Here is an 18,981-nt window from a genome sequence, read left to right on the forward strand (position 1 = left end):
CCTGCCCGGGCCGGGTGCCCTCGTACGGGTGGGGAGAGACATGGAACAGATAGCAATGCGCAGCAGGCCGCCCCGCGTGCCTGCCATCACCTGCGGGAGCAGCGCGGTCAGCTCGCGCCTCGACCGCCATCTCGCGGTACTGGGCGGACCCGCCGCCCCGCGCCACGAAGTGGCCGAGGCGACCCTGCTGATGCGCGAGCTCACCTCGCGCGACCACACCCACGTCCAGCGGAGCCGGAGCGCGCGCGTCGCGCTGTTCGCGCCGCTGCGCAGACTGCGGCGCACCCTCCTGGGCAGCCGTCGCGCGTAACCGTTCCCAGCGACCGTCCCCGTAGCGCAGCCGGCCCGTCCGGCTGCACCCGGCCCCGGCCCCGTCCCCTTCACCCGGCGTCCTCCGGCGCGCACCGCGCCGGATCCCCCGGTGCCCAGGCCTCAGGCGACCACACCGTCCCCGCGCAGTTCCGCGATGCGCGCCTCCGTCATCCCCAGGGCGCGCAACAGGGCGTCGGTGTGCTCGCCGAGCGCGGGCACCGCTCCCATCCGCGCCTCCGCGCCCCCCGGCAGCCCGATCGGCGGCAGCAACGCCCGCAGCGGGCCCGCCGGTGAATCCACCTCCCGCCAGCGGTCCCGCGCGGCCAGCTGCGGGTGACCGGCCAGCTGCGCCACCGAGTTGAGCCGCGCGCAGGCGATCCCGGCCGCCTCCAGCCGCTCCACGGCCTCCCCGGCCGGCAGCTTGCCCAGCACCCCGGCCACCACCGCGTCGGTGTCCTCCCGCCCCCGGGTGCGGGCCGCGTTGGTCGCGTACCGCGGGTCCTCCGCCAGCTCCGGCCGCTCCAGTACCTCGCGGGCGAGCCGCCGCCACTCGCGGTCGTTCTGCACCGACAGCAGGACCCGGTCCCCGTCCGCCGTCGCGTAGGCGTCGTACGGCGCGATCACGGCGTGCGCCAGGCCTGTCCGTACGGGCTGCTCCCCGCCGTGCATCGTGTGGTGCAGGGGATGCCCCATCCACTCGGCGAGCGACTCCAGCATCGAGATCTCCACCGGCCCGCCGCGCCCGGTGGTCCCGCGCCGCAGCAGGGCCGCGAGCACCCCGGAGAACGCGTACATGGCGGCCGCGATGTCGGCGGCCGGGATGCCCGCCTTCACGGGCCGCTCGGGTGTCCCGGTCACCGAGACCAGCCCCGCCTCGCACTGCACGAGCATGTCGTAGGCGCGCTTGTGGGCGTACGGCCCCCCGCAGCCGTAGCCGGAGATGTCCACGGCGACCAGCCGCGGGTAGCGGGCGCAGAGCGCGGCGGCGTCGATCCCGAGGCGGGCGGCGGCCCCCTGCGCCAGGTTCTGGACGAACACGTCGGCGTCCTCCAGCAGGGCGTGCAGCACCTCCCGACCGCGCGGGTCCTTCAGGTCCAGGCAGAGGGACTCCTTGCCCCGGTTGGCCCAGACGAAGTGCGAGGCCATACCGCGGGCGGCGGTGTCGTAGCCGCGCGCGAAGTCGCCGCCGTCGGGCCGCTCCACCTTGATCACCCTGGCTCCGAGATCGGCGAGCTGGCGGGTGGCGAAGGGGGCGGAGACGGCCTGTTCGACGGCGACGACGGTGAGGCCGGCCAGGGGGAGGGGTTCGGTAGCCATGGCCCCTGCCTACCGGGTGGGGGCGGGGTCTGTCACCCCCTTCCCGCGGCGGCCTCCCGTACTTCCCGAGGGCCCTCCCGTACGCGCGCTCAGCCCTGGCCGCGCGCGAACCGGCGCGTGGCGAGCGGCGCGAACACGGCCAGGAGCAGCAGCGACCACAGCACCGCCCCCGCCACGGGGTGCGCCGCCGGCCAGGCCGCGCCCGGCGCGGCCGTGCCGCCCGCGTTCCCGCACAGCGCCCGCACGGCGGTGGCGACGGAGCTGACCGGGTTCCACTCCGCGACCGTCCTCAGCCGGCCGGGCAGGCCCGCCGTCGGCAGGTAGGCGCTGGACAGCATCGGCAGCACGAACGTGGCGCTGCCCAGCTGGCCGGCGGCCTCCTCGCTGCGGCTCACCAGCCCGAGGTACGTGCCCGCCCAGGCGGACGCGAAGCGGAACAGCAGCAGGACGCCGAGCGCCCCCAGTGCGCCGGGCAGCCCGTTCTCCACCCGCCAGCCCATCGCCAGTCCCACCAGCATCAGGGGGACCATCGACACCGCCGTGGTGAGCAGGTCGGCGGCCGTCTGTCCCAGCGGGACGGCGCTCCGGCTCATCGGCAGGGTGCGGAAACGGTCCATCACCCCGCGGTGGGCGTCCTGCGCGGCGGTGAACATCCCCGTCATCAGGCCGTTCGCGGCGGTGGCGGCGAGCAGCCCGGGCACGAGGAACTCCCGGTACTCGGCGCCGGGCATGGCGAGCGCGCTGCCGAAGACGTAGCCGAAGAACAGCAGCATCGTCACCGGAATGGTCTGCGTCAGGATCAGCAGGGCCGGGGCGTGCCGGGCCTTCTGCAACTGGCGGGCGAGGACGGCGCCGCCGTCCGGGAGCAGGGTGGTCATGCCGCGTTCTCCTTGTCGGCCGCGGGGGCGGCGGAGGGGATCCGGGTCAGGCGCAGGAACACCTCGTCGAGGGTGGGCGGGCGCAGGCTCGCGTCGGTCACCGGGATCCCGGCGGCGTCGAGCTCGCGGATGATCCGGGGCAGGGTGAGCGCGGGGTCCAGGACGGTCACGCCGACGGTCAGGCGCTCTTCGTCGAGCGCGGGCCGGCCGCGGGTGAGCCGGTCGAGGACCGCGGCCGCGCCGGCGAGGGCGGGCGGCCCGGCGACGGTGACCTCGGCGCGGGCACCGATCCGGGACTTGAGGACGGCGGGCGTGCCGGTGGCGACGGCCCGCCCCCGGTCGACGAGCACGATGTCGTCCGCGAGCCGGTCGGCCTCCTCCAGGTACTGGGTGGTGAGCAGCACGGTGGTGCCCTCGTCGGCCAGGGCCCGCACCGCCGTCCAGATCTGCTCGCGGGCCGCCGGATCCAGGCCGGTGGTGGGCTCGTCGAGGAACAGCACGCGGGGGCGGGTGATCAGCCCGGCGGCCAGGTCCAGGCGCCGGCGCATTCCGCCCGACCAGGCCGAGGCGACCCGGTCGGCGGCCTCGGCGAGCCCGAAGCGCTCCAGCAGCCCGTCGGCGCGCTCGCGCCCGGCGCGCCCGCGCAGTCCGGCGAGGCGGGCGAAGAGCCGGAGGTTCTCCCGGCCCGTCAGGTCCCCGTCGACGGAGGCGTACTGGCCGGTGACCCCGATGCGGCGGCGCACGGCGGCCGGGTCGCGGGCGACGTCGTGGCCCGCGACCCGGGCGTGCCCGGCGGTGGGCGGGGTGAGCGTGGTGAGGATCCGCACGGAGGTGGTCTTGCCCGCGCCGTTGGGGCCCAGCAGTCCGCAGACGGTGCCCTCCGGGACGGCCAGGTCCAGCCCGCTCAGGGCCCGGACCTCGCCGTAGGACTTCTCGAGGCCTTCACTAAGTACGGCGTACGTAGTCGTCATGCGCCGCACCCTACCTCACTCCGTACGCCGTACGTAACTAAGATGGTGTCGAGGGTCGCGAGACGAAGAGGTGATGTGACCGATGGCAGCCGGCGGGCGTCCCGCTGAACCCGAAGTGATCTGGGCCCGCCCGCAGCGGGCCGGCCGCGGGCCCAGGCCCGCGCACAGCCGGGACTCGATCGCGGCCGAGGCGGTCCGGATCGCCGACGCGGAGGGGGTCGAGGGGGTCTCCATGCGGCGCGTGGCCGCCGGCATCGGGGCCGGGACGATGTCCCTGTACAACTACGTCCCCCGCAAGGAGGACCTGTACGAGCTGATGGTCGACGCCGTCAGCGCCGAGTACGAGTTCACCCCGCCGACCGGCGACTGGCGCGCCGACCTGCTCGCCCTGGCCCGCCAGACCCGGGCCCTCATGCACCGCCACCCCTGGCTGCCCCGTCTGCTGAGCCCGGTCTACGGCTTCAGCCCGCACGCCCTGCGGTACCTGGAGCACAGCCTGGCCTGCCTGGAGCCGCTGGAGGTGTCCGGGGGCGAGAAACTGGAGCTGGTCGCCGCGGTCAACGGCACGGTGGCCACCTTCGTGGCGGGGGAGCTGGCCATGGCGGAACGGGCCCGTTCACTGCCCTGGAGCGAGGCCGCCGAACAGGGCGTCCGCGCGGCCTGGATCGGCTCCCGGCTGGCGACGGGGGAGTACCCCCGCCTCACGGCGGCCCTCACCGCCGGCGACCAGGTCCCGGGAACGGGCCTGGACATGGCCGTCGCCTTCGACCGCGCGGTGTCCCGGCTGCTGGGGGCGTGGGGGGCGTAGGCCCCGTCCGCGCAGGCGCCGGTGCCGGGGCCCGGGGGGCGGGGTCAGAGGAGGGCGAACTGGCCTCCCGGGCCCTCCTCCTGGTGGTCCAGGACCGACGCCGGGCGGCGGGACCAGCGCGGCGGCGGCAGCACCCCGGCGGCCGCCAGCTCGGCGGCCGGGAGCAGCGGGCCGGGCGTGAACGCCGCCCGCTCCGGAGCCAGATCGGCCAGCAGCGCCAGGGTCGTCACGAGCGCGAGCAGCTCCGACGTCCAGGCCTGCGGCCACTCGGCCGGCCCGAATCCTTCCAGGCCCCGCACCCCCGGGTCCCGGTGCGCGCTGCGGGCGGCGAACCAGGAGTCCAGCACCCGCACGCCCTGCGCCTCGTACTCCCAGGCCCCCGCCGGGACGGGGGAGACGGCCCCGTCCCCGACCGACAGGGTCTCGGTCTCCGCGTCGTAGGCGAGCTCGCGCGGCCAGGCCGTCACCGCCGCCCGGACGTACGGGCGGCGCCCGCCCGGCAGCCGGGGCGGCTCCCCGCCGCGCGCCCCGCGCAGCTGGACGGTGAGCAGCCGGTGGCCCAGTTCCAGCCCGGCCCGCCAGCGCCCGCGGTCGGCGGGGAGCGGGACCTCGTACCCCCGGGGCCCGGGGCGCCCGGCGGCGAGGATCCAGCACAGCACGTCCTCCGGGGCGGCCCAGCCGCCGTGGCGAGAGCCCAGCAGGGCCGGCAGGCCCGGTGCGAGGTTCGGTTCGGCGCCGCCCGGGCGCCGGTGCAGCGGGCGGATCCGGCCGAGCCGGCCGACCGGGAGATGGGCGGTGACCAGCGGGCCGGGGGCCTCCAGCAGGAACAGCTGCTGGCCGTCCAGGACCCGCCACAGCTCGGGGCGGGCCGCGTCGATCAGCCGCTGGTCGGGCAGCAGCCATTGTTCGTCGAAGGGTGCGCGGAGCACCCGTACGGGGTCCGGGAAGGGGCCGGGGTCGTCCGCGAAGCGGGCCGTGGCCGAGCGCTGCCCCGGCAGGGCGGCCGCGCCGGCGTCGGGCGTACGGATCCGGCTCGGGCGGAACAGCGCCTCGCGCTCCGGCCCTTCGGCCCCGGTCAGGGCCGTCCAGCGGGCGCGCAGCGTCGCCGGATCGGGGGCCGCGATCCAGGCGCGGCCCAGGCGCAGGCCGCTCACGGACCAGGGCATCAGATCGTCCAGCAGCGGTACGTCGTCGCTCACCCGGCCGATGGTAGCGACGGGCCGCCGGGGCCGGGCCGTGTCTTGGCCGAAGGGTTACGCTCCTTGTGTACGCGTCCGTCACGTACGTACGCATCCGTACCGATGGAGGAAGCGGCCATGAGTCAGTACGACGAGTATTCGACCCCCTCGCAGGCCGAGGGCGAGCGGCTCGACGAGGACATGGACGAGAAGCAGAGGGCGCAGCGCCACCACCCCCAGACGATGCGCACCACCCCCTCGCAGGCCGAGGGAGAGCGCCTCACCGAGGAGAACGAGCAGCGGAAGTAGCGCGCGCCGGCGCGGCCGTGCTCAGGGCGCGTCGACGGTGACCGTGAAGGAGAACCGGTCGCCCCGGTAGCGGATCCGGGCCACGTCGACCACCCGCCCGTCCTCCCCGTACGTCACGCCCGTGTAGTGCAGGATCGGGCTCAGCAGCGGCACCTGGAGCAGTTCGGCCGTCTCGGGGTCGGCGAGGCGGGCCTCGACGGTGTCCGTGATCCGGCTGATCCGCACGCCGACGACGTCGCGCAGCACCTTGGTCATCGGCCAGCGCTCCAGGTCGGCGAGGTCCACCGCCTCGGCGAGCTCGGGGCGCACCGCGTTCTCCGCCCAGTTCGTGGGCTCCCCGCTCCGGCCGTCGCGCCGCAGGCGGCGGTACGTGACCACCTCCGCCAGGTCCGGGAAGTGCTCCAGCAGCTCCCCGGACACCGGCGTCCGCCCACGGCCGAGAACCGTCGTCCGCTCACCCGACTGCTGGGCCACGATCGCGTCGACCGAGCCGAGCAGCCGCACCGGGGCGCTGCGGCGCGCGCCGGGCTCGATGAAGGTGCCGCGCCGCCGGTGCCGGCTGATGAGGCCCTCGCCCTCCAGCTCCTTGAGCGCCTGGCGCATCGTCAGCACGCTCACCCCGTAGTGCTCGGCGAGCTGTTCCTCGGTCGGCAGGCGCAGCGAGGCGTCCGGGGTGCGGCCGAGTATCGAGGCGCGCAGCGACTGTGACACCTGGTACCAGAGCGGCAGCTTCCGGTTCAGTACCAGGGAGTCGGGGGCGAACGCGGTCACGGGTGGTTCTCCGTACGGGCTGGCTCCGCAGTCGGGGCGGCTGGCGGAGCGGTGCGGGGGCAGGGCGAATACTAGGCGCGGAAGTGGCGCTCCAGACCCTCCCAGACGTCGTCGTATCCCCGCTGGAGGTGGTCCGCGCCGGCCGCCTGGGCGGTGGCGGTGATCGGCCAGCGGGTCTCGAACATGAAGGCCAGGCCGTCGTCGATCTTCTGCGGCTTGAGTTCGGCGGCGCTGGCCCGGTCGAAGGTCTCCCGGTCGGGTCCGTGCGCGGACATCATGTTGTGCAGCGAGCCGCCGCCGGGGACGAAGCCCTCGGCCTTGGCGTCGTAGGCCCCCTCGATCAGGCCCATGTACTCGCTCATCACGTTCCGGTGGAAGTACGGCGGGCGGAAGGTGTCCTCGCCGACCAGCCAGCGCGGGGCGAACACCACGAAGTCCACGCCCGCCAGGCCCGGGGTGTCGGAGGGCGAGGTCAGGACCGTGAAGATGGACGGGTCGGGGTGGTCGTGGCTGATGGACCCGATGACGTTGAACTTCCGCAGGTCGTAGACGTACGGGACGTGCGTGCCGTGCCAGGCGACCACGTCGAGCGGGGAGTGGTCGTAGGTCGCGGCCCAGAGGTTGCCGCAGAACTTGTTGACCACCTCGGTCGGGCGCTCGCTGTCCTCGTACGCGGCCACCGGCGCCCGGAAGTCGCGGGCGGCGGCCAGGCCGTTGGCGCCGATCGGCCCCAGGTCCGGAAGTTCGAAGGGCCGGCCGTAGTTCTCACAGACGTAGCCGCGGGCGTCGCCGTCCGGCAGCTCGACGCGGAAGCGGACGCCGCGCGGGATCAGCGCCACCTCGCCGGGCCCGGCGCTCAACAGGCCCAGCTCGGTGCGCAGCAGCAGGCCGCCGCGCTCGGGGACGATCAGCAGCTCGCCGTCCGAGTCGCTGAACACCCGGTCGGTCATGTCGGCGTTGGCGGAATAGAGGTGGACGGCCATGCCGGTGCGCTGGGTGGCGTCGCCGTTGCCGCCGAGGGTCCACAGGCCGGCCAGGAAGTCGGTGCCGGGGGCCGGGTCGGGCAGCGGGTTCCAGCGCAGCCGGTTGGGGTCGGCGACGGTCTCGGTGAAGGGCCCGGTGCGCAGGGCGCCGTTGTCGACGCGGGTGAAGGCCGGGTGCGCGGCGGAGGGGCGGATGCGGTAGAGCCAGGAGCGGCGGTTGTGGCGGCGCGGCTCGGTGAAGGCGCTGCCGCTGAGCTGCTCGGCGTAGAGGCCGAGGGGGGCGCGCTGGGGGGAGTTGCGGCCGTGCGGGAGGGCGCCGGGCACGGCCTCCGAGCTGTGCTCGTTGCCGAAGCCGGTGAGGTACTCCAGCGCCTGCGCCGTCTTCCTGGCCTGCTCACTCATGGGCTGCTCCCGCTCCGTCGAAGGAATCCTGTGGTAGACAGTAGGATTCCGCGCGCCGCACGTCAACGCCGTCTTTCCGGCCAGGGGCAGGCCGGGGGCTGATGGCGGTCGCGTGCGGGGTCGTGCGGGGGGCGGGCCGCGGCCGTGCGCGGGGTGGTGTGCGGCGCCGGCCGCGGCCGTGTGGGGCGCGGCGTGGGGGGGCCGCCGCGCAACGATCCGGTCACCGCCCGCCGGGATCGCGCACGGGGGGATCCGAAAAGATGAACATTGCTCTACTCTCTCGCGCATGTCGTGGACCCGCAGGTTCCCTGCCGTGCCGGCGGCGCTCCTCGCCGCCCTCCTCGCTTTCCTGTCCCTCCTCGCCGCCGCGCCCGCAGCCCGCGCGCACGAGGAGCGCCCCGTCGCCCTCCCCGACGGCTCCGGATCCGTACCGCGCTACCGCGCCGCCGAGCCCGACCTGCTGGTCTGCAAGACCGACCGGGCCGACTTCGAACGCCGCGTCGCGGGTTTCCCCGAACAGCTCAGACAGCGCAACCTCACCCTCTACGAGCGCTGCGCGACGAGCGGGTACCGCCACCTCCAGGAGGCCGTGGACGCCGTCGACCGGCCCGGGATGAACATCGCGATCCTCCCCGGCCTCTACGAGGAGGAGCCCTCGCTCCCCAAGCCCGCGGGGGAGTGTGCGCACCTCAAGGCCCCCAACTCCGCGCTCGGCTACCAGATCCTGTCGTACGAGCAGCAGGAGCAGTGCCGCCACAACCAGAACCTCGTCGCGATCCTCGGCAAGAAGGACCTCCAGATCGAGGGGACCGGGGCCGCCCGCACGGACGTCGTCATCGACGCCAAGTACCAGAAGCTGAACGCCATCCGAGCCGACAAGTCCGACGGCGTCTACTTCCGCAACTTCACCGCGCAGCGCACCACCTTCAACTCCCTGTACGTGCTCGCGGCCGACGGCTTCGCCATCGACGACGTACTGACCCGCTGGAACGACGAGTACGGCTTCCTGACCTTCGCCAGCGACCACGGGCTCTACAAGAACTGCGAGTCCTACGGCAACGGCGACTCCGGCATCTACCCCGGCAGCGCCTCCAACATCAACGACGGCCGCGGCTACGACGTGCCCCGCTACTCCATCGAGATCACCGGCTGCCGCAGCCACCACAACATGGTCGGCTACTCCGGCACCGCCGGGGACTCGGTGTGGGTGCACGACAACGAGTTCGACCAGAACATGGGCGGCGCCTCGATGGACAGCGCCTTCCCCGGCCACCCCGGCCTCCCGCAGAACCACGCCCGCTTCGAGCGGAACCTGATCCACGACAACAACGCCGACTACTACCACTACGTCGCGGACGGCACCTGCGCCAAGCCGCCCGTCGAGCGCGGCTACGAGCAGGGCGTGGTGTGCCCGCAGATCTCCATGCCTCCGGGCACCGGCATCATCACCGCCGGCGGCAACTGGAACGTCTACGAGGACAACTGGGTCTACGGGCACCGGCGCGCCGGGTTCTTCCTCAGCGCCGTACCGGCCTTCATCCGCGGCGAGGAGAAGTGGTCCAAGCAGACCGACACCTCCCACCACAACCGGTACGCGGGCAACGTCCTCGGCAAGGACCGGTCCGGCGCCTCCCGCCCCAACGGCAGCGACGTGTGGTGGGACGGCCAGGGCAGCGGGAACTGCTGGCAGGACGGACCCGACGGCTCCACCCCGGGCACCCTCCCGCAGTGCGGGAAGGAGCGAGGCCAGGTCAGCGGCTCCTCGGCCCGGCTCGTGGGCGAACCGGTCAAGCTGACCCAGCTGCTGGTCTGCGCCGATTACAACGTCCAGGCCCGCAAGCTCCCCGCCGGCTGCGACTGGTACGGCGCCCGGGGCCTGGAGCGGGTGGAGACCCAGATCGCCCTGGCGGTGGCGGCGGTCCTGCTGCTGGTCGGCGGGGTCCTGTGGGGGCGCCGCCTGCGCCGCTCCCGGCTGGGCACGGCGGCCGCCGTCGCGGGCCTGGCCGGCCTGGCCCTGGACGTCGCCGGCTCCACCATGTCCCTGACCCACACCCCCGTCCCGGCCCTGGCCCTGCTCCTGCTCGGCCTGTGGTGGACCGGCACCGGCCTGTCCCTGCGCCTCGAACGCCCCTGGCTGGCCCGCTTCACCCTGCTCCTGGGCGCCCTGACCCTGCTCGACGCCTTCGACAAGGCCGTCCTGATGATCCCCTGGATCCCGCTGAGCCCCGCCTGGATACGGGCCCTGGTCGCGGTGGTGTGGGTGCTGTGGGCCGTCGTGGCCTCCGCCCGCCCGGCCGGCCCGGCCCGCCCGGCCCGCCCGGCCGGCGACCCGGCCGGTGACCGCACCCCCGTCCCGGCAGGCCCCGCACCGGCCCGCGACACCGCGGCCCCCCAGCCCGGCCCGACCCCCGGAGACCCGCAGTGACCGACCCCGCCGAGCCCCGCATCCCGTGCGACACCTGCCGGGCCGCCGCCCGCCGGGCCCGGCCGCGCCGACGTCCCGCCCGCACGGCCGCGCTGGCCGCCCTGCTCCTGGTGCTCGTGGGCGGCGCGGCCACCGGCTGCGGCGGCCGGGCCACCACCCACCACAAACCCGGCACCACCCACCAGCAGGCCTCGGGCGAGGCCGGCACCCTGCTCGACGCCCAGGACGGCAGCGGGCACCGCCTGCGCGAGGTCCCGGCCCAGGGCGCACCGGAGGTACGGCTCTCCGCCCGTCCCGACTCCGAGGACGGCTGGAACCTCCAGCTGGCCGTGACCGGCTTCCGCTTCACCCCCGACAGCACCGGCGGCGCCGCCCTCCCCGGCGCCGGCCATGCCCACCTGGAACTCGACGGCCACAAGCTGGCCCGCGTGTACGGCCCCTGGTTCCACCTGCCCGCGGCGCAGGTGCCCCAGGGCCCGCACACCCTCACCGTCCGCCTCTACGCGGACGACCACACCGCCTGGGCCGTCGCCGGCAAGCCGGTCGAGTCGACGGTGCAGCTGACCGCGGGCCCCCCGGGCCAAGACGCCCACAGCCACCCCGCACCCGCCCCGACCGGCTCCCCGGCACCCCCACAGGCACCCGAGGCCGACCGGACCGTCACCCTCACCGTCCGGGACGGCACGGTCTCCCCGCCCACCGGCCGCACCGAGCTCAAGCGCGGCGAACGGATAGCCCTGCGCGTCACCAGTGACCGCGCCGACACCCTGCACGTCCACGGCTACGACAAGGAACTCGCCCTGCCGGCGGGCCAGGAGGCCACCCTGGTCCTGACGGCCGACCGCACGGGCCTCTTCGAGGTCGAGACCCACGAGTCCGGACTCGTCCTGACCCAACTCCTCGTCCGATGACCCCGGGCCGCACGTCAGCCCTCGCGACGGCCGTGTTGGACGGAGCCGGCCCGGGCGCGGGCCCCGGCCGCACGGAGGCCCTGGCGGCCGGGCCCCTCCCTGCCGGGCCCCTCGCGGCCGCGTCCGGTGCGGGCGGTCCGGGCGGGCTGCCGGGGCCGGGCCCCGGGTCCGGCCAGGGCGTGGTCCTCCACCCGGCCGACCCGTCGACCCTCCTCGCGCACGGGATCGGCTCCCAGCACGACCTGCCGATCTCCCCCTTCTACGCCTTCGCCGGCGCCTTCGCCGCGCTCTTCGTCTCCTTCCTCGCACTCGGCCTGCTCTGGTCCGCTTCCCGCTTCCGGGGTGACCGCTCCGGACTCGCCCTGCCCGCCGGGCTCCAGCGGGTGGCCGACGCGCCGGCCACCCGCACCGCGCTGCGCGGGCTGGGTCTCGCCGCAGCCCTCGCCGTGCTCCTCCACCTCCTCCTCGGTCCCGACGACCCCGCCCGCAACCCCGCCCCGGGCGCCGTCTACGTCCTGCTGTGGGTCGGACTCGTGCCCGCCTCCCTCCTCCTCGGCCCCGTCTGGCGCCTGCTCAACCCGCTCCGCGCCCTGCACCGCCTCCTCAGCCGGGCCCGCCGCCGCCCGCCGGGAGCCGGCCGCCCCCTGCCGCCCGGACTCGGCCAATGGCCTGCCGCCGCCGGACTGTTCGCCTTCACCTGGCTCGAACTGGTCTCACCGGATCCCGCGTCCACCACCTCCCTCCTGACCGCCCTCACCTGCTACGCCGCCGTGCACCTGCTGCTCGCCGCCCGCTTCGGCGAGGGCTGGTTCACCGGCGCCGACGCCTTCGAGGCCTACTCAGACCTCCTGTCCCGGCTCTCCCCCCTGGGCCGCCGCGACGACGGCCGCCTCGTCCTGCGCAACCCCTTCCACGGACTCGACGCGACGCCCGAGCGGCCCGGACTCGTCGCCACCGTCTGCGTCCTGCTCGGCTCCACCGCCTACGACGGCTTCTCCGACAACCCCTCCTGGATCAACGCCACTCAGACCTCCCCTCTCGGCCGCACCGCCGCGGCCACGCTCGGACTGCTCGCCTCCGTCGCCCTCGTCGCCACCCTCTACTGCCTGTGCGCAGGAGCCACCCGCCTCGTCAGCGGCCCGCACCCCCGCCCGCTGACCGCCTTCGCGCACTCACTCGTACCGATCGCCCTCGGCTATCTCATCGCCCACTACTTCTCCCTCCTCGTCACCGAAGGACCACGCACAGTAAGCATGGCACTCGGCACTGACAACGCCACCGAACCCAGTCCCCCCTTGGGTCCCGGCGGCCTTGCCGCCCTCCAGGTCATCGCCGTCGTCGCCGGGCACGTACTCGGTGTGATCGCCGCGCACGACCGGTCCGTACGCCTCTTCCCGCCGGCCAGGGCCGTCGCCGGACAACTCCCCCTGCTGGCGCTGATGATCACGTACACGATCGGCGGGCTCACCCTCCTCTTGAACTGAGCGCCGCCAGGAAGGGCATGATGGATCCCGTGCCTCCCGCCCAACCCCTGCGCCGGACCCCCGTCCAGCAGCGCAGCGCCGACCGACTCGCCCGGATCCTCGACGCCTGCGCCGAACTCCTCGACGAGACCGGGTACGAGAACCTCAGCACCCGCGCCGTCGCCCTGCGCGCCGGCGTCCCCATCGGCTCGGTCTACCGCTTCTTCGGCAACAAGCGGGCGATGGCCACCGCCCTGGCCCAGCGCAACCTCGACCGGTACGCCGAGGGCGTCACCGCGCGGCTGGCCCGGCTCCCCGCCGCCCACTGGCGGCCCGTCGTGGACGCGGTGCTCGACGAGTACCTGGCCATGAAACGGACCGTCCCCGGCTTCGCCCTGGTCGACTTCGGGGTGCCCGCCCCGCCCGCGGAGGGCCCCGCCGCCGACCCCAACCACCAGGTCGCGGCCCGCCTCACCGGACTGCTCTGCGCCCACCTCGGGCTCACCCCCGACCTGGCCCTCGAACGGGCGGTCCTGGTGGCCGTCGAGGCGACCGACGCCCTCGTCCAGCTGGCCTTCCGGTCCGGCCCGGCCGGGGACCCCGGGATCATCGACGAGACCCGGGCGATGATGCACGCCTACCTGGCCCACGTCCTGGACTGATCCGGCCGCCCCGGCCGCCCCGGCCGCCCCGGCCGCCCCGGCCGCCCCGGCCGCCCCGGCCGGCGGGGCCGGCGGGGCCGGCGGGGCCGAACGGGACGCCGCGACCCCCTCCCCACCCTCCCTACCGGTCGGTATGCTCGGGGCGCCCGCGGGCCCGCGCCGCGCGGCGCGCCCCGCCGGTTCCGTCGGTCCGCGTCGCCGCCTGCCGCCTGCCGCCCCAGGAGGGTCCATGCCCCGCACCGCCCCGCGTATCTGCCCCCTCTGTGAGGCCACCTGCGGCCTCACCCTCACCATCGAGGGCACCACCGTCACCGGCGCCCGCGGCGACCGTGACGACGTCTTCAGCCGCGGCTTCGTCTGCCCCAAGGGAGCGGCCTTCGGCGCCCTGGACGCCGACCCCGACCGGCTGCGCACCCCCCTCGTCCGGCGCGGCGGACAGCTGCGGGAAACGAGCTGGGAGGAGGCGTTCGAGGCCGTCGCCGCCGCCGTCCCCGCACTCGTCCGGGAGCACGGCGCCCAGTCCGTGGGCGTGGTCCTCGGCAACCCCAACGTCCACACCATGGCCGGTGCCCTCTACCCGCCGCTGCTCCTCGGCGCCCTGGGCACCCGCAACCTCTTCACCGCCAGCACGCTCGACCAGATGCCCAAGCACGTCTCCAGCGGGCTCCTGTTCGGCGACCCCTTCGCCATCCCGGTGCCCGACCTGGACCGAACGGACTTCCTCCTGCTGATCGGCGCCAACCCCGTCGAGTCCAACGGCTCCCTGTGCACCGCCCCGGACTTCCCCGGCCGGCTCAAGGCCCTGCGGTCCAGGGGCGGCACCCTCGTCGTCGTCGACCCGCGCCGCACCCGTACCGCCCGGCTCGCCGACCGGCACCTCGCGCCGCGCCCGGGCAGCGACGCCCTGCTGCTGGCGTCGCTCGCGCACACGCTCCTGGAGGAGAACCTCGCCGAGCCCGGCCCGCTCGCGGAACACACCGAAGGACTCGGGGAACTCGCCGACGCCCTCGCCCGTTTCACTCCCGAGGCCGTCGCCCCCGCCTGCGACCTGCCGGCCGAGGAGATCCGCACCCTCGCCCGGGAACTCGCGTCCTCGCCGACCGCCGCCGTCTACGGGCGGATTGGCAGCTGCACCGTGGAGTACGGGACCCTCGCCAGCTGGCTCGTCGACGTCCTGAACATCCTCACCGGCAACCTCGACCGCCCCGGCGGGGCCCTCTTCCCGCTCCCCGCCACCGGCCCGCGGCCCCGCCCCGCCGCGCCCGGCAGGGGGTTCGCGCTCGGCCGTTGGCACAGCAGGGTCAGCGGCCACCCCGAGGTCAAGAGCGAACTGCCCACTGCCGCCCTGGCCGAGGAGATCGAAACACCGGGGGAGGGGCGCGTCCGCACCCTGATCGCCATCGCCGCCAACCCCGTGCTGTCCGCCCCCGACGGCCGGCGGCTCGACGCGGCCCTGGCCGGGCTCGACTTCATGGTGAGCGTCGACCCCTACCTGAACGAGACCTCCCGCCACGCCCACGTCGTCCTGCCCCCGCCGCCGCCCTCCCAGAGCGCGCACCACGACTTCGCCTTCAACGGGTTCGCCGTCCGCAACCAGGTCCGCTACACCCGGCCCGCCGTTCCCCTGGAGGCGGACCGGCTCGACGAGTGCGAGATCCTCGCCCGCCTCGTCCTGGCCGTCTCCGGCACGCACGGCTCCGCCGAGCCCTCCGCCGTCGACGACATGGCGATCCGGGCCGCCCTCGCGAAGGAGACCGCCGACCGGCACTCCCCCCTGCGCGGAGCCGACCCGGACCGCCTCGCGGGACTGCTCACGGGCGAGAACGGCCCCGAGCGCAGACTCGACCTGATGCTCCGACTCGGCCCGTACGGCGACCTGTTCGGCCAGGCCGGGCCCGAGGCGGCGGAGGGCGGGCTCAGCCTGGAGCGGCTCCTCGCGCATCCGCACGGCATCGACCTGGGCCCGCTGCGGCCCCGGCTCCCCGGCCTGCTGAGAACCCGCAGCGGCAGGATCGAGCTGCTGCCGGCTCCGATCGCGGCCGAGCTCCCCCGGTTGCGATCGGCGCTCGCCGAACGCCCCGCCGCCCTGGTGCTCGTGGGCCGCCGCCACCTGCGGTCCAACAACAGCTGGCTGCACAACGTCCCGGCCCTCGTCGGAGGTTCCAACCGCTGCACCCTCCAGGTCCACCCCCGGGACGCCGACCGCCTGGGCCTCGCCGACGGCGGCCGGGCCCGGGTCACCGCCGACGGCGGCAGCGTGGACGTACCGGTGGAGGTCACCGACACCGTCCGCACCGGCGTGGTCAGCCTCCCGCACGGCTGGGGCCACGACCGCGCCGGCACCCGGCTCGCGGTGGCCGGGGCCGAGCCGGGGGTCAACGTCAACCAGCTCCTCGACGGCAGCCGCCTCGACCCGCTGTCGGGCACCGCGGTGCTCAACGGTTTCCCCGTCACCCTGACACCCCTGCCCTGAGCTGGGGTTTTGCTCGTATTGCTCACGCCCGGACGTCTTGTTGGCCCCAGGAGGCGGCACCTACCTTCCCTGCATGCTGACCTTCCTCGGCTTCGCCATGATCGCGACATTCCTGCTCCTGATCATGCTGAAGAAAATGTCGCCCATCGCGGCGCTCGTCCTCATCCCCGCGCTCTTCTGTGTGTTCGCCGGAAAGGGCGCGCACCTGGGGGACTACGTCATCGACGGGGTCGGCAAGCTCGCGCCGACCGCGGCGATGCTGATGTTCGCCATCGTCTACTTCGGCGTGATGATCGACGTCGGCCTCTTCGACCCGGTCGTCCGGGGCATCCTGCGGTTCTGCAAGGCCGACCCCATGCGGGTGGTGGTCGGCACGGCCGTCCTCGCGGCGGTCGTCTCCCTCGACGGGGACGGGTCGACCACCTTCATGATCACCGTTTCGGCCATGTACCCGCTCTACAAGCGGCTCGGACTCAGCCTGGTGGTCATGACCGGTGTCGCCGCGACCGCCAACGGCGTCATGAACACCCTGCCCTGGGGCGGCCCCACCGCCCGCGCCGCCACCGCGCTCAAGCTCGACGCGGCGGACATCTTCGTCCCGATGATCCCGGCCCTGGCCGTCGGCCTGGTCTTCGTGTTCGTGCTGGCCTACGCACTGGGCCTGCGCGAGCGCCGCCGTGTCGGCTCCCTGGCCCTGCCCGTGGACGCGGCCGTGGAGGAGGCCGACATCGAGGCCGAGGCGGGGTCCGGGACCCTGGTCGCGGCCGGATCCGGGGCGAAGACGGCCGCCGGGGGCTCCCGCACCGGCGGCGGCAGCGGCGCCGGTACGGACACGGCCCCCGCGCCCGCCTCCGAGGCCGGCGGCTCCGCCCCCGCGACCACCTCCGAGGACATCCAGGGCCTGGACCCCCGCCGGCCGACCCTGCGCCCGCGCCTCTACTGGTTCAACGCGGCCCTCACCACCACCCTGCTCGCCGCGATGATCATGGAGCTGCTGCCCATCCCGGTGCTCTTCCTCCTCGGCGCCGCGCTCGCCCTGACGGTGAACTTCCCGCACATGCCCGACCAGAAGGCCCGGATCGCCGCCCACGCCGACAACGTCCTCAACGTCGCCGGCATGGTGTTCGCCGCGGCCGTGTTCACCGGGGTCCTCTCCGGCACCGGCATGGTCAAGCACATGGCCGACTGGCTGGTCCGCGCGATCCCCGACGGCATGGGCCCGCACATGGCCCTGGTCACCGGCCTGCTGAGCCTGCCCCTCACCTACTTCATGTCGAACGACGGCTTCTACTTCGGCGTCCTGCCGGTGCTGGCCGAGGCGGGCGCCGCCCACGGGGTCGCCCCGCTCGAGATCGCCCGCGCCGCCCTGGTCGGCCAGGCCCTGCACATGTCCAGCCCGCTGGTTCCGGCCGTCTACGTCCTCGTCGGCATGGCCGGGGTCGAGTTCGGCGACCACACCCGGTTCACCGTGAAATGGGCGGCTCTCACCTCCCTCGTCGTCCTGGGGGCGGGGATGCTTTTCGGCATCATCTGACCCCTGCGACCCCTGGCCGTCCAAAAACTACCGCCGCTAGTTTGTAGGGTGGTCGCGACGTCAGGTCCGCGCGTCTACGCGCTCGTGCGTGCTCGGGAGGAATGCGATGAAGGCCCACGACGGGATGTACATCGGCGGGGAGTGGCGGCCCGCCGCCGGATCCGGCCGCATCGAGGTCGTCAACCCGGCCGACGAGCAGATCATCGCCGGCGTTCCCGCCGGCAGCGCCGATGACGTGGACGCGGCCGTACGGGCCGCCCGCGCGGCCTTCCCGGGCTGGGCGGCCACCCCCGCGGCCGAGCGGGCCGCGCTGATCGGGGCCCTGCGGGACGTGCTCGTCGCCCGCAAGGCCGAGTTCGCGCAGACCGTCACCGCCGAACTCGGCTCCCCGATCGGCTTCGCGGAGGCGGTGCACGTCGGCGCGCCCGTCGCGGTCGCCTCCTCGTACGCCGAGCTGGCCGCGTCGTACGCCTTCGAGGAGCGGCTCGGCAACTCCACCGTGTTCCTGGAGCCGGTCGGGGTGGTCGGGGCGATCACGCCCTGGAACTATCCCCTGCACCAGGTCGTTGCCAAGGTGGCACCCGCTCTCGCCGCCGGCTGCACCATCGTCCTCAAGCCGGCCGAGGACACCCCGCTGACCGCACAGCTCTTCGCCGAAGCCGTGCACGAGGCGGGCATCCCGGCCGGGGTCTTCAACCTCGTCACCGGCACCGGCCCGGTCGCCGGCCAGGCGCTCGCCGAGCACGAGGGGGTCGACCTCGTCTCCTTCACCGGCTCGACCGCCGTCGGCCGGAAGATCGGCGCCATCGCCGGCGCCGCCGTCAAGCGCGTCGCCCTCGAACTCGGCGGCAAGTCGGCGAACGTCATCCTGCCCGGGGCCGACCTGGCCAAGGCCGTCGCGGCGGGCGTCGGACACGTCATGAACAACGCCGGTCAGAGCTGCAACGCGCTCAGCCGCATGCTCGTCCACCGGGACCAGTACGAGGAGGCCGTCGCCCTCGCGGCCGCCGCCGTCGCCAAGTACCCCTCGGGCGACCCCCGCGACCCGGGCACCCGCCTCGGGCCGGTCGTCAATGCCACCCAGCGCGACCGGGTGCGCGGGTACATCGACAAGGGCGTCGAGGAAGGCGCGCGCCTGGTCGCGGGCGGCCTCGACGCGCCCCACGAGCGCGGGTACTTCGTCGCCCCGACCGTCTTCGCCGACGTCACCCCCGACATGACCATCGCCCAGGAGGAGATCTTCGGCCCCGTGCTGGCGATCCTCTCCTACGAGGACGAGGACGAGGCCCTGCGGATTGCCAACAGCACCGTCTACGGCCTGGGCGGCGCAGTGTGGGCGGCGGACGCCGAGACGGCCGTGGCGTTCGCCCGCCGCATGGACACCGGGCAGGTGGACATCAACGGCGGCCGCTTCAACGTGCTCGCGCCCTTCGGCGGCTACAAGCAGTCGGGCGTCGGCCGCGAGCTGGGCCCGCACGGCCTGGGGGAGTACCTCCAGACCAAGTCCCTGCAGTTCTGAGCACGTCCCGGGCCGGGTCCGAACCCCGGCGCCCGAGCCCCCGCACACACGACACGGAGACGACG

General features: G+C 74.7%; 16 protein-coding genes. 10 read left to right on the forward strand and 6 right to left on the reverse strand.

Annotated features, from left to right (window positions below):
* The first annotated feature begins 40 nt into the window (after positions 1–40).
* The gene (locus ACFY15_RS30930) at positions 41–310 is read left to right on the forward strand and encodes a hypothetical protein (RefSeq protein ID WP_390689946.1); all 270 of its coding nucleotides are present in this window, start codon (positions 41–43) and stop codon (positions 308–310) included.
* Positions 311–432: 122 nt separating this feature from the next.
* On the opposite strand, the gene ACFY15_RS30935 is transcribed toward ACFY15_RS30930, so the two are convergent.
* The 3 genes from ACFY15_RS30935 to ACFY15_RS30945 all read right to left on the reverse strand — a co-directional run bounded on the left by ACFY15_RS30935 (position 433) and on the right by ACFY15_RS30945 (position 3,478).
* Positions 433–1,629 (reverse strand): CaiB/BaiF CoA transferase family protein, encoded by a 1,197-nt coding sequence (locus tag ACFY15_RS30935; RefSeq protein WP_390826465.1) that lies wholly within the window; start codon positions 1,627–1,629, stop codon positions 433–435.
* 89 nt (positions 1,630–1,718) lie between these two features.
* On the reverse strand, positions 1,719–2,507 hold the full coding sequence (locus ACFY15_RS30940; RefSeq protein WP_390689948.1) for an ABC transporter permease: 789 nt from the start codon (positions 2,505–2,507) through the stop codon (positions 1,719–1,721).
* Positions 2,504–3,478, reverse strand: a complete 975-nt coding sequence (locus tag ACFY15_RS30945) for an ATP-binding cassette domain-containing protein (protein WP_390826466.1) — start codon at positions 3,476–3,478, stop codon at positions 2,504–2,506. Before ACFY15_RS30945 ends, ACFY15_RS30940 begins: the two co-directional genes overlap by 4 nt.
* Positions 3,479–3,560: 82 nt before the next feature.
* Between ACFY15_RS30945 and ACFY15_RS30950 the strand changes: the two genes are divergently transcribed.
* Positions 3,561–4,286, forward strand: a complete 726-nt coding sequence (locus ACFY15_RS30950) for a TetR/AcrR family transcriptional regulator (RefSeq protein ID WP_390689950.1) — start codon at positions 3,561–3,563, stop codon at positions 4,284–4,286.
* 44 nt (positions 4,287–4,330) lie between these two features.
* Here ACFY15_RS30950 and ACFY15_RS30955 read toward each other — a convergent pair whose 3' ends face one another.
* Positions 4,331–5,452: a type ISP restriction/modification enzyme gene (locus tag ACFY15_RS30955; protein ID WP_390826492.1), complete on the reverse strand. Its 1,122-nt coding sequence runs from the start codon at positions 5,450–5,452 to the stop codon at positions 4,331–4,333.
* 150 nt (positions 5,453–5,602) lie between these two features.
* Here ACFY15_RS30955 and ACFY15_RS30960 point away from each other — a divergent pair, with 150 nt between their 5' ends.
* Positions 5,603–5,773, forward strand: coding sequence for a hypothetical protein (locus ACFY15_RS30960; RefSeq protein ID WP_390689951.1), 171 nt, complete (start codon positions 5,603–5,605; stop codon positions 5,771–5,773).
* Between the two features lie 21 nt (positions 5,774–5,794).
* Here ACFY15_RS30960 and ACFY15_RS30965 read toward each other — a convergent pair whose 3' ends face one another.
* On the reverse strand, positions 5,795–6,544 hold the full coding sequence (locus tag ACFY15_RS30965; RefSeq protein ID WP_390689952.1) for a GntR family transcriptional regulator: 750 nt from the start codon (positions 6,542–6,544) through the stop codon (positions 5,795–5,797).
* A 71-nt stretch (positions 6,545–6,615) separates the two neighbouring features.
* Entirely contained in the window at positions 6,616–7,929 is a 1,314-nt protein-coding gene (hmgA, locus tag ACFY15_RS30970) for a homogentisate 1,2-dioxygenase (protein WP_390826467.1), read from the reverse strand.
* A gap of 286 nt (positions 7,930–8,215) precedes the next feature.
* On the opposite strand from hmgA, the gene ACFY15_RS30975 reads away from it, so the two are divergent.
* From ACFY15_RS30975 to ACFY15_RS31005, 7 genes are all read left to right on the forward strand, one after another.
* Entirely contained in the window at positions 8,216–10,354 is a 2,139-nt protein-coding gene (locus tag ACFY15_RS30975; protein ID WP_390826468.1) for a right-handed parallel beta-helix repeat-containing protein, read from the forward strand.
* Between the two features lie 92 nt (positions 10,355–10,446).
* Entirely contained in the window at positions 10,447–11,265 is an 819-nt protein-coding gene (locus tag ACFY15_RS30980) for a hypothetical protein (RefSeq protein WP_390690006.1), read from the forward strand.
* A gap of 179 nt (positions 11,266–11,444) precedes the next feature.
* Entirely contained in the window at positions 11,445–12,749 is a 1,305-nt protein-coding gene (locus ACFY15_RS30985) for a hypothetical protein (protein WP_390690007.1), read from the forward strand.
* 20 nt (positions 12,750–12,769) lie between these two features.
* A complete protein-coding gene (locus tag ACFY15_RS30990; protein WP_390826493.1) occupies positions 12,770–13,390 on the forward strand; it encodes a TetR/AcrR family transcriptional regulator in 621 nt (206 codons plus the stop codon).
* A 229-nt stretch (positions 13,391–13,619) separates the two neighbouring features.
* Positions 13,620–15,863 carry a molybdopterin oxidoreductase family protein gene (locus tag ACFY15_RS30995; protein ID WP_390689955.1) on the forward strand — a complete coding sequence of 748 codons (2,244 nt, stop codon included), beginning with the start codon at positions 13,620–13,622 and terminating at the stop codon, positions 15,861–15,863.
* A 73-nt stretch (positions 15,864–15,936) separates the two neighbouring features.
* A complete protein-coding gene (locus ACFY15_RS31000; protein ID WP_390689956.1) occupies positions 15,937–17,397 on the forward strand; it encodes a CitMHS family transporter in 1,461 nt (486 codons plus the stop codon).
* Between the two features lie 106 nt (positions 17,398–17,503).
* Positions 17,504–18,916, forward strand: coding sequence for an aldehyde dehydrogenase family protein (locus tag ACFY15_RS31005; RefSeq protein WP_390689957.1), 1,413 nt, complete (start codon positions 17,504–17,506; stop codon positions 18,914–18,916).
* The last annotated feature ends 65 nt before the right edge of the window (positions 18,917–18,981 follow it).

The sequence above is a fragment of the Streptomyces sp. NPDC001373 genome (genome assembly GCF_042895815.1).
Taxonomy (GTDB): Bacteria; Actinomycetota; Actinomycetes; order Streptomycetales; family Streptomycetaceae; genus Streptomyces.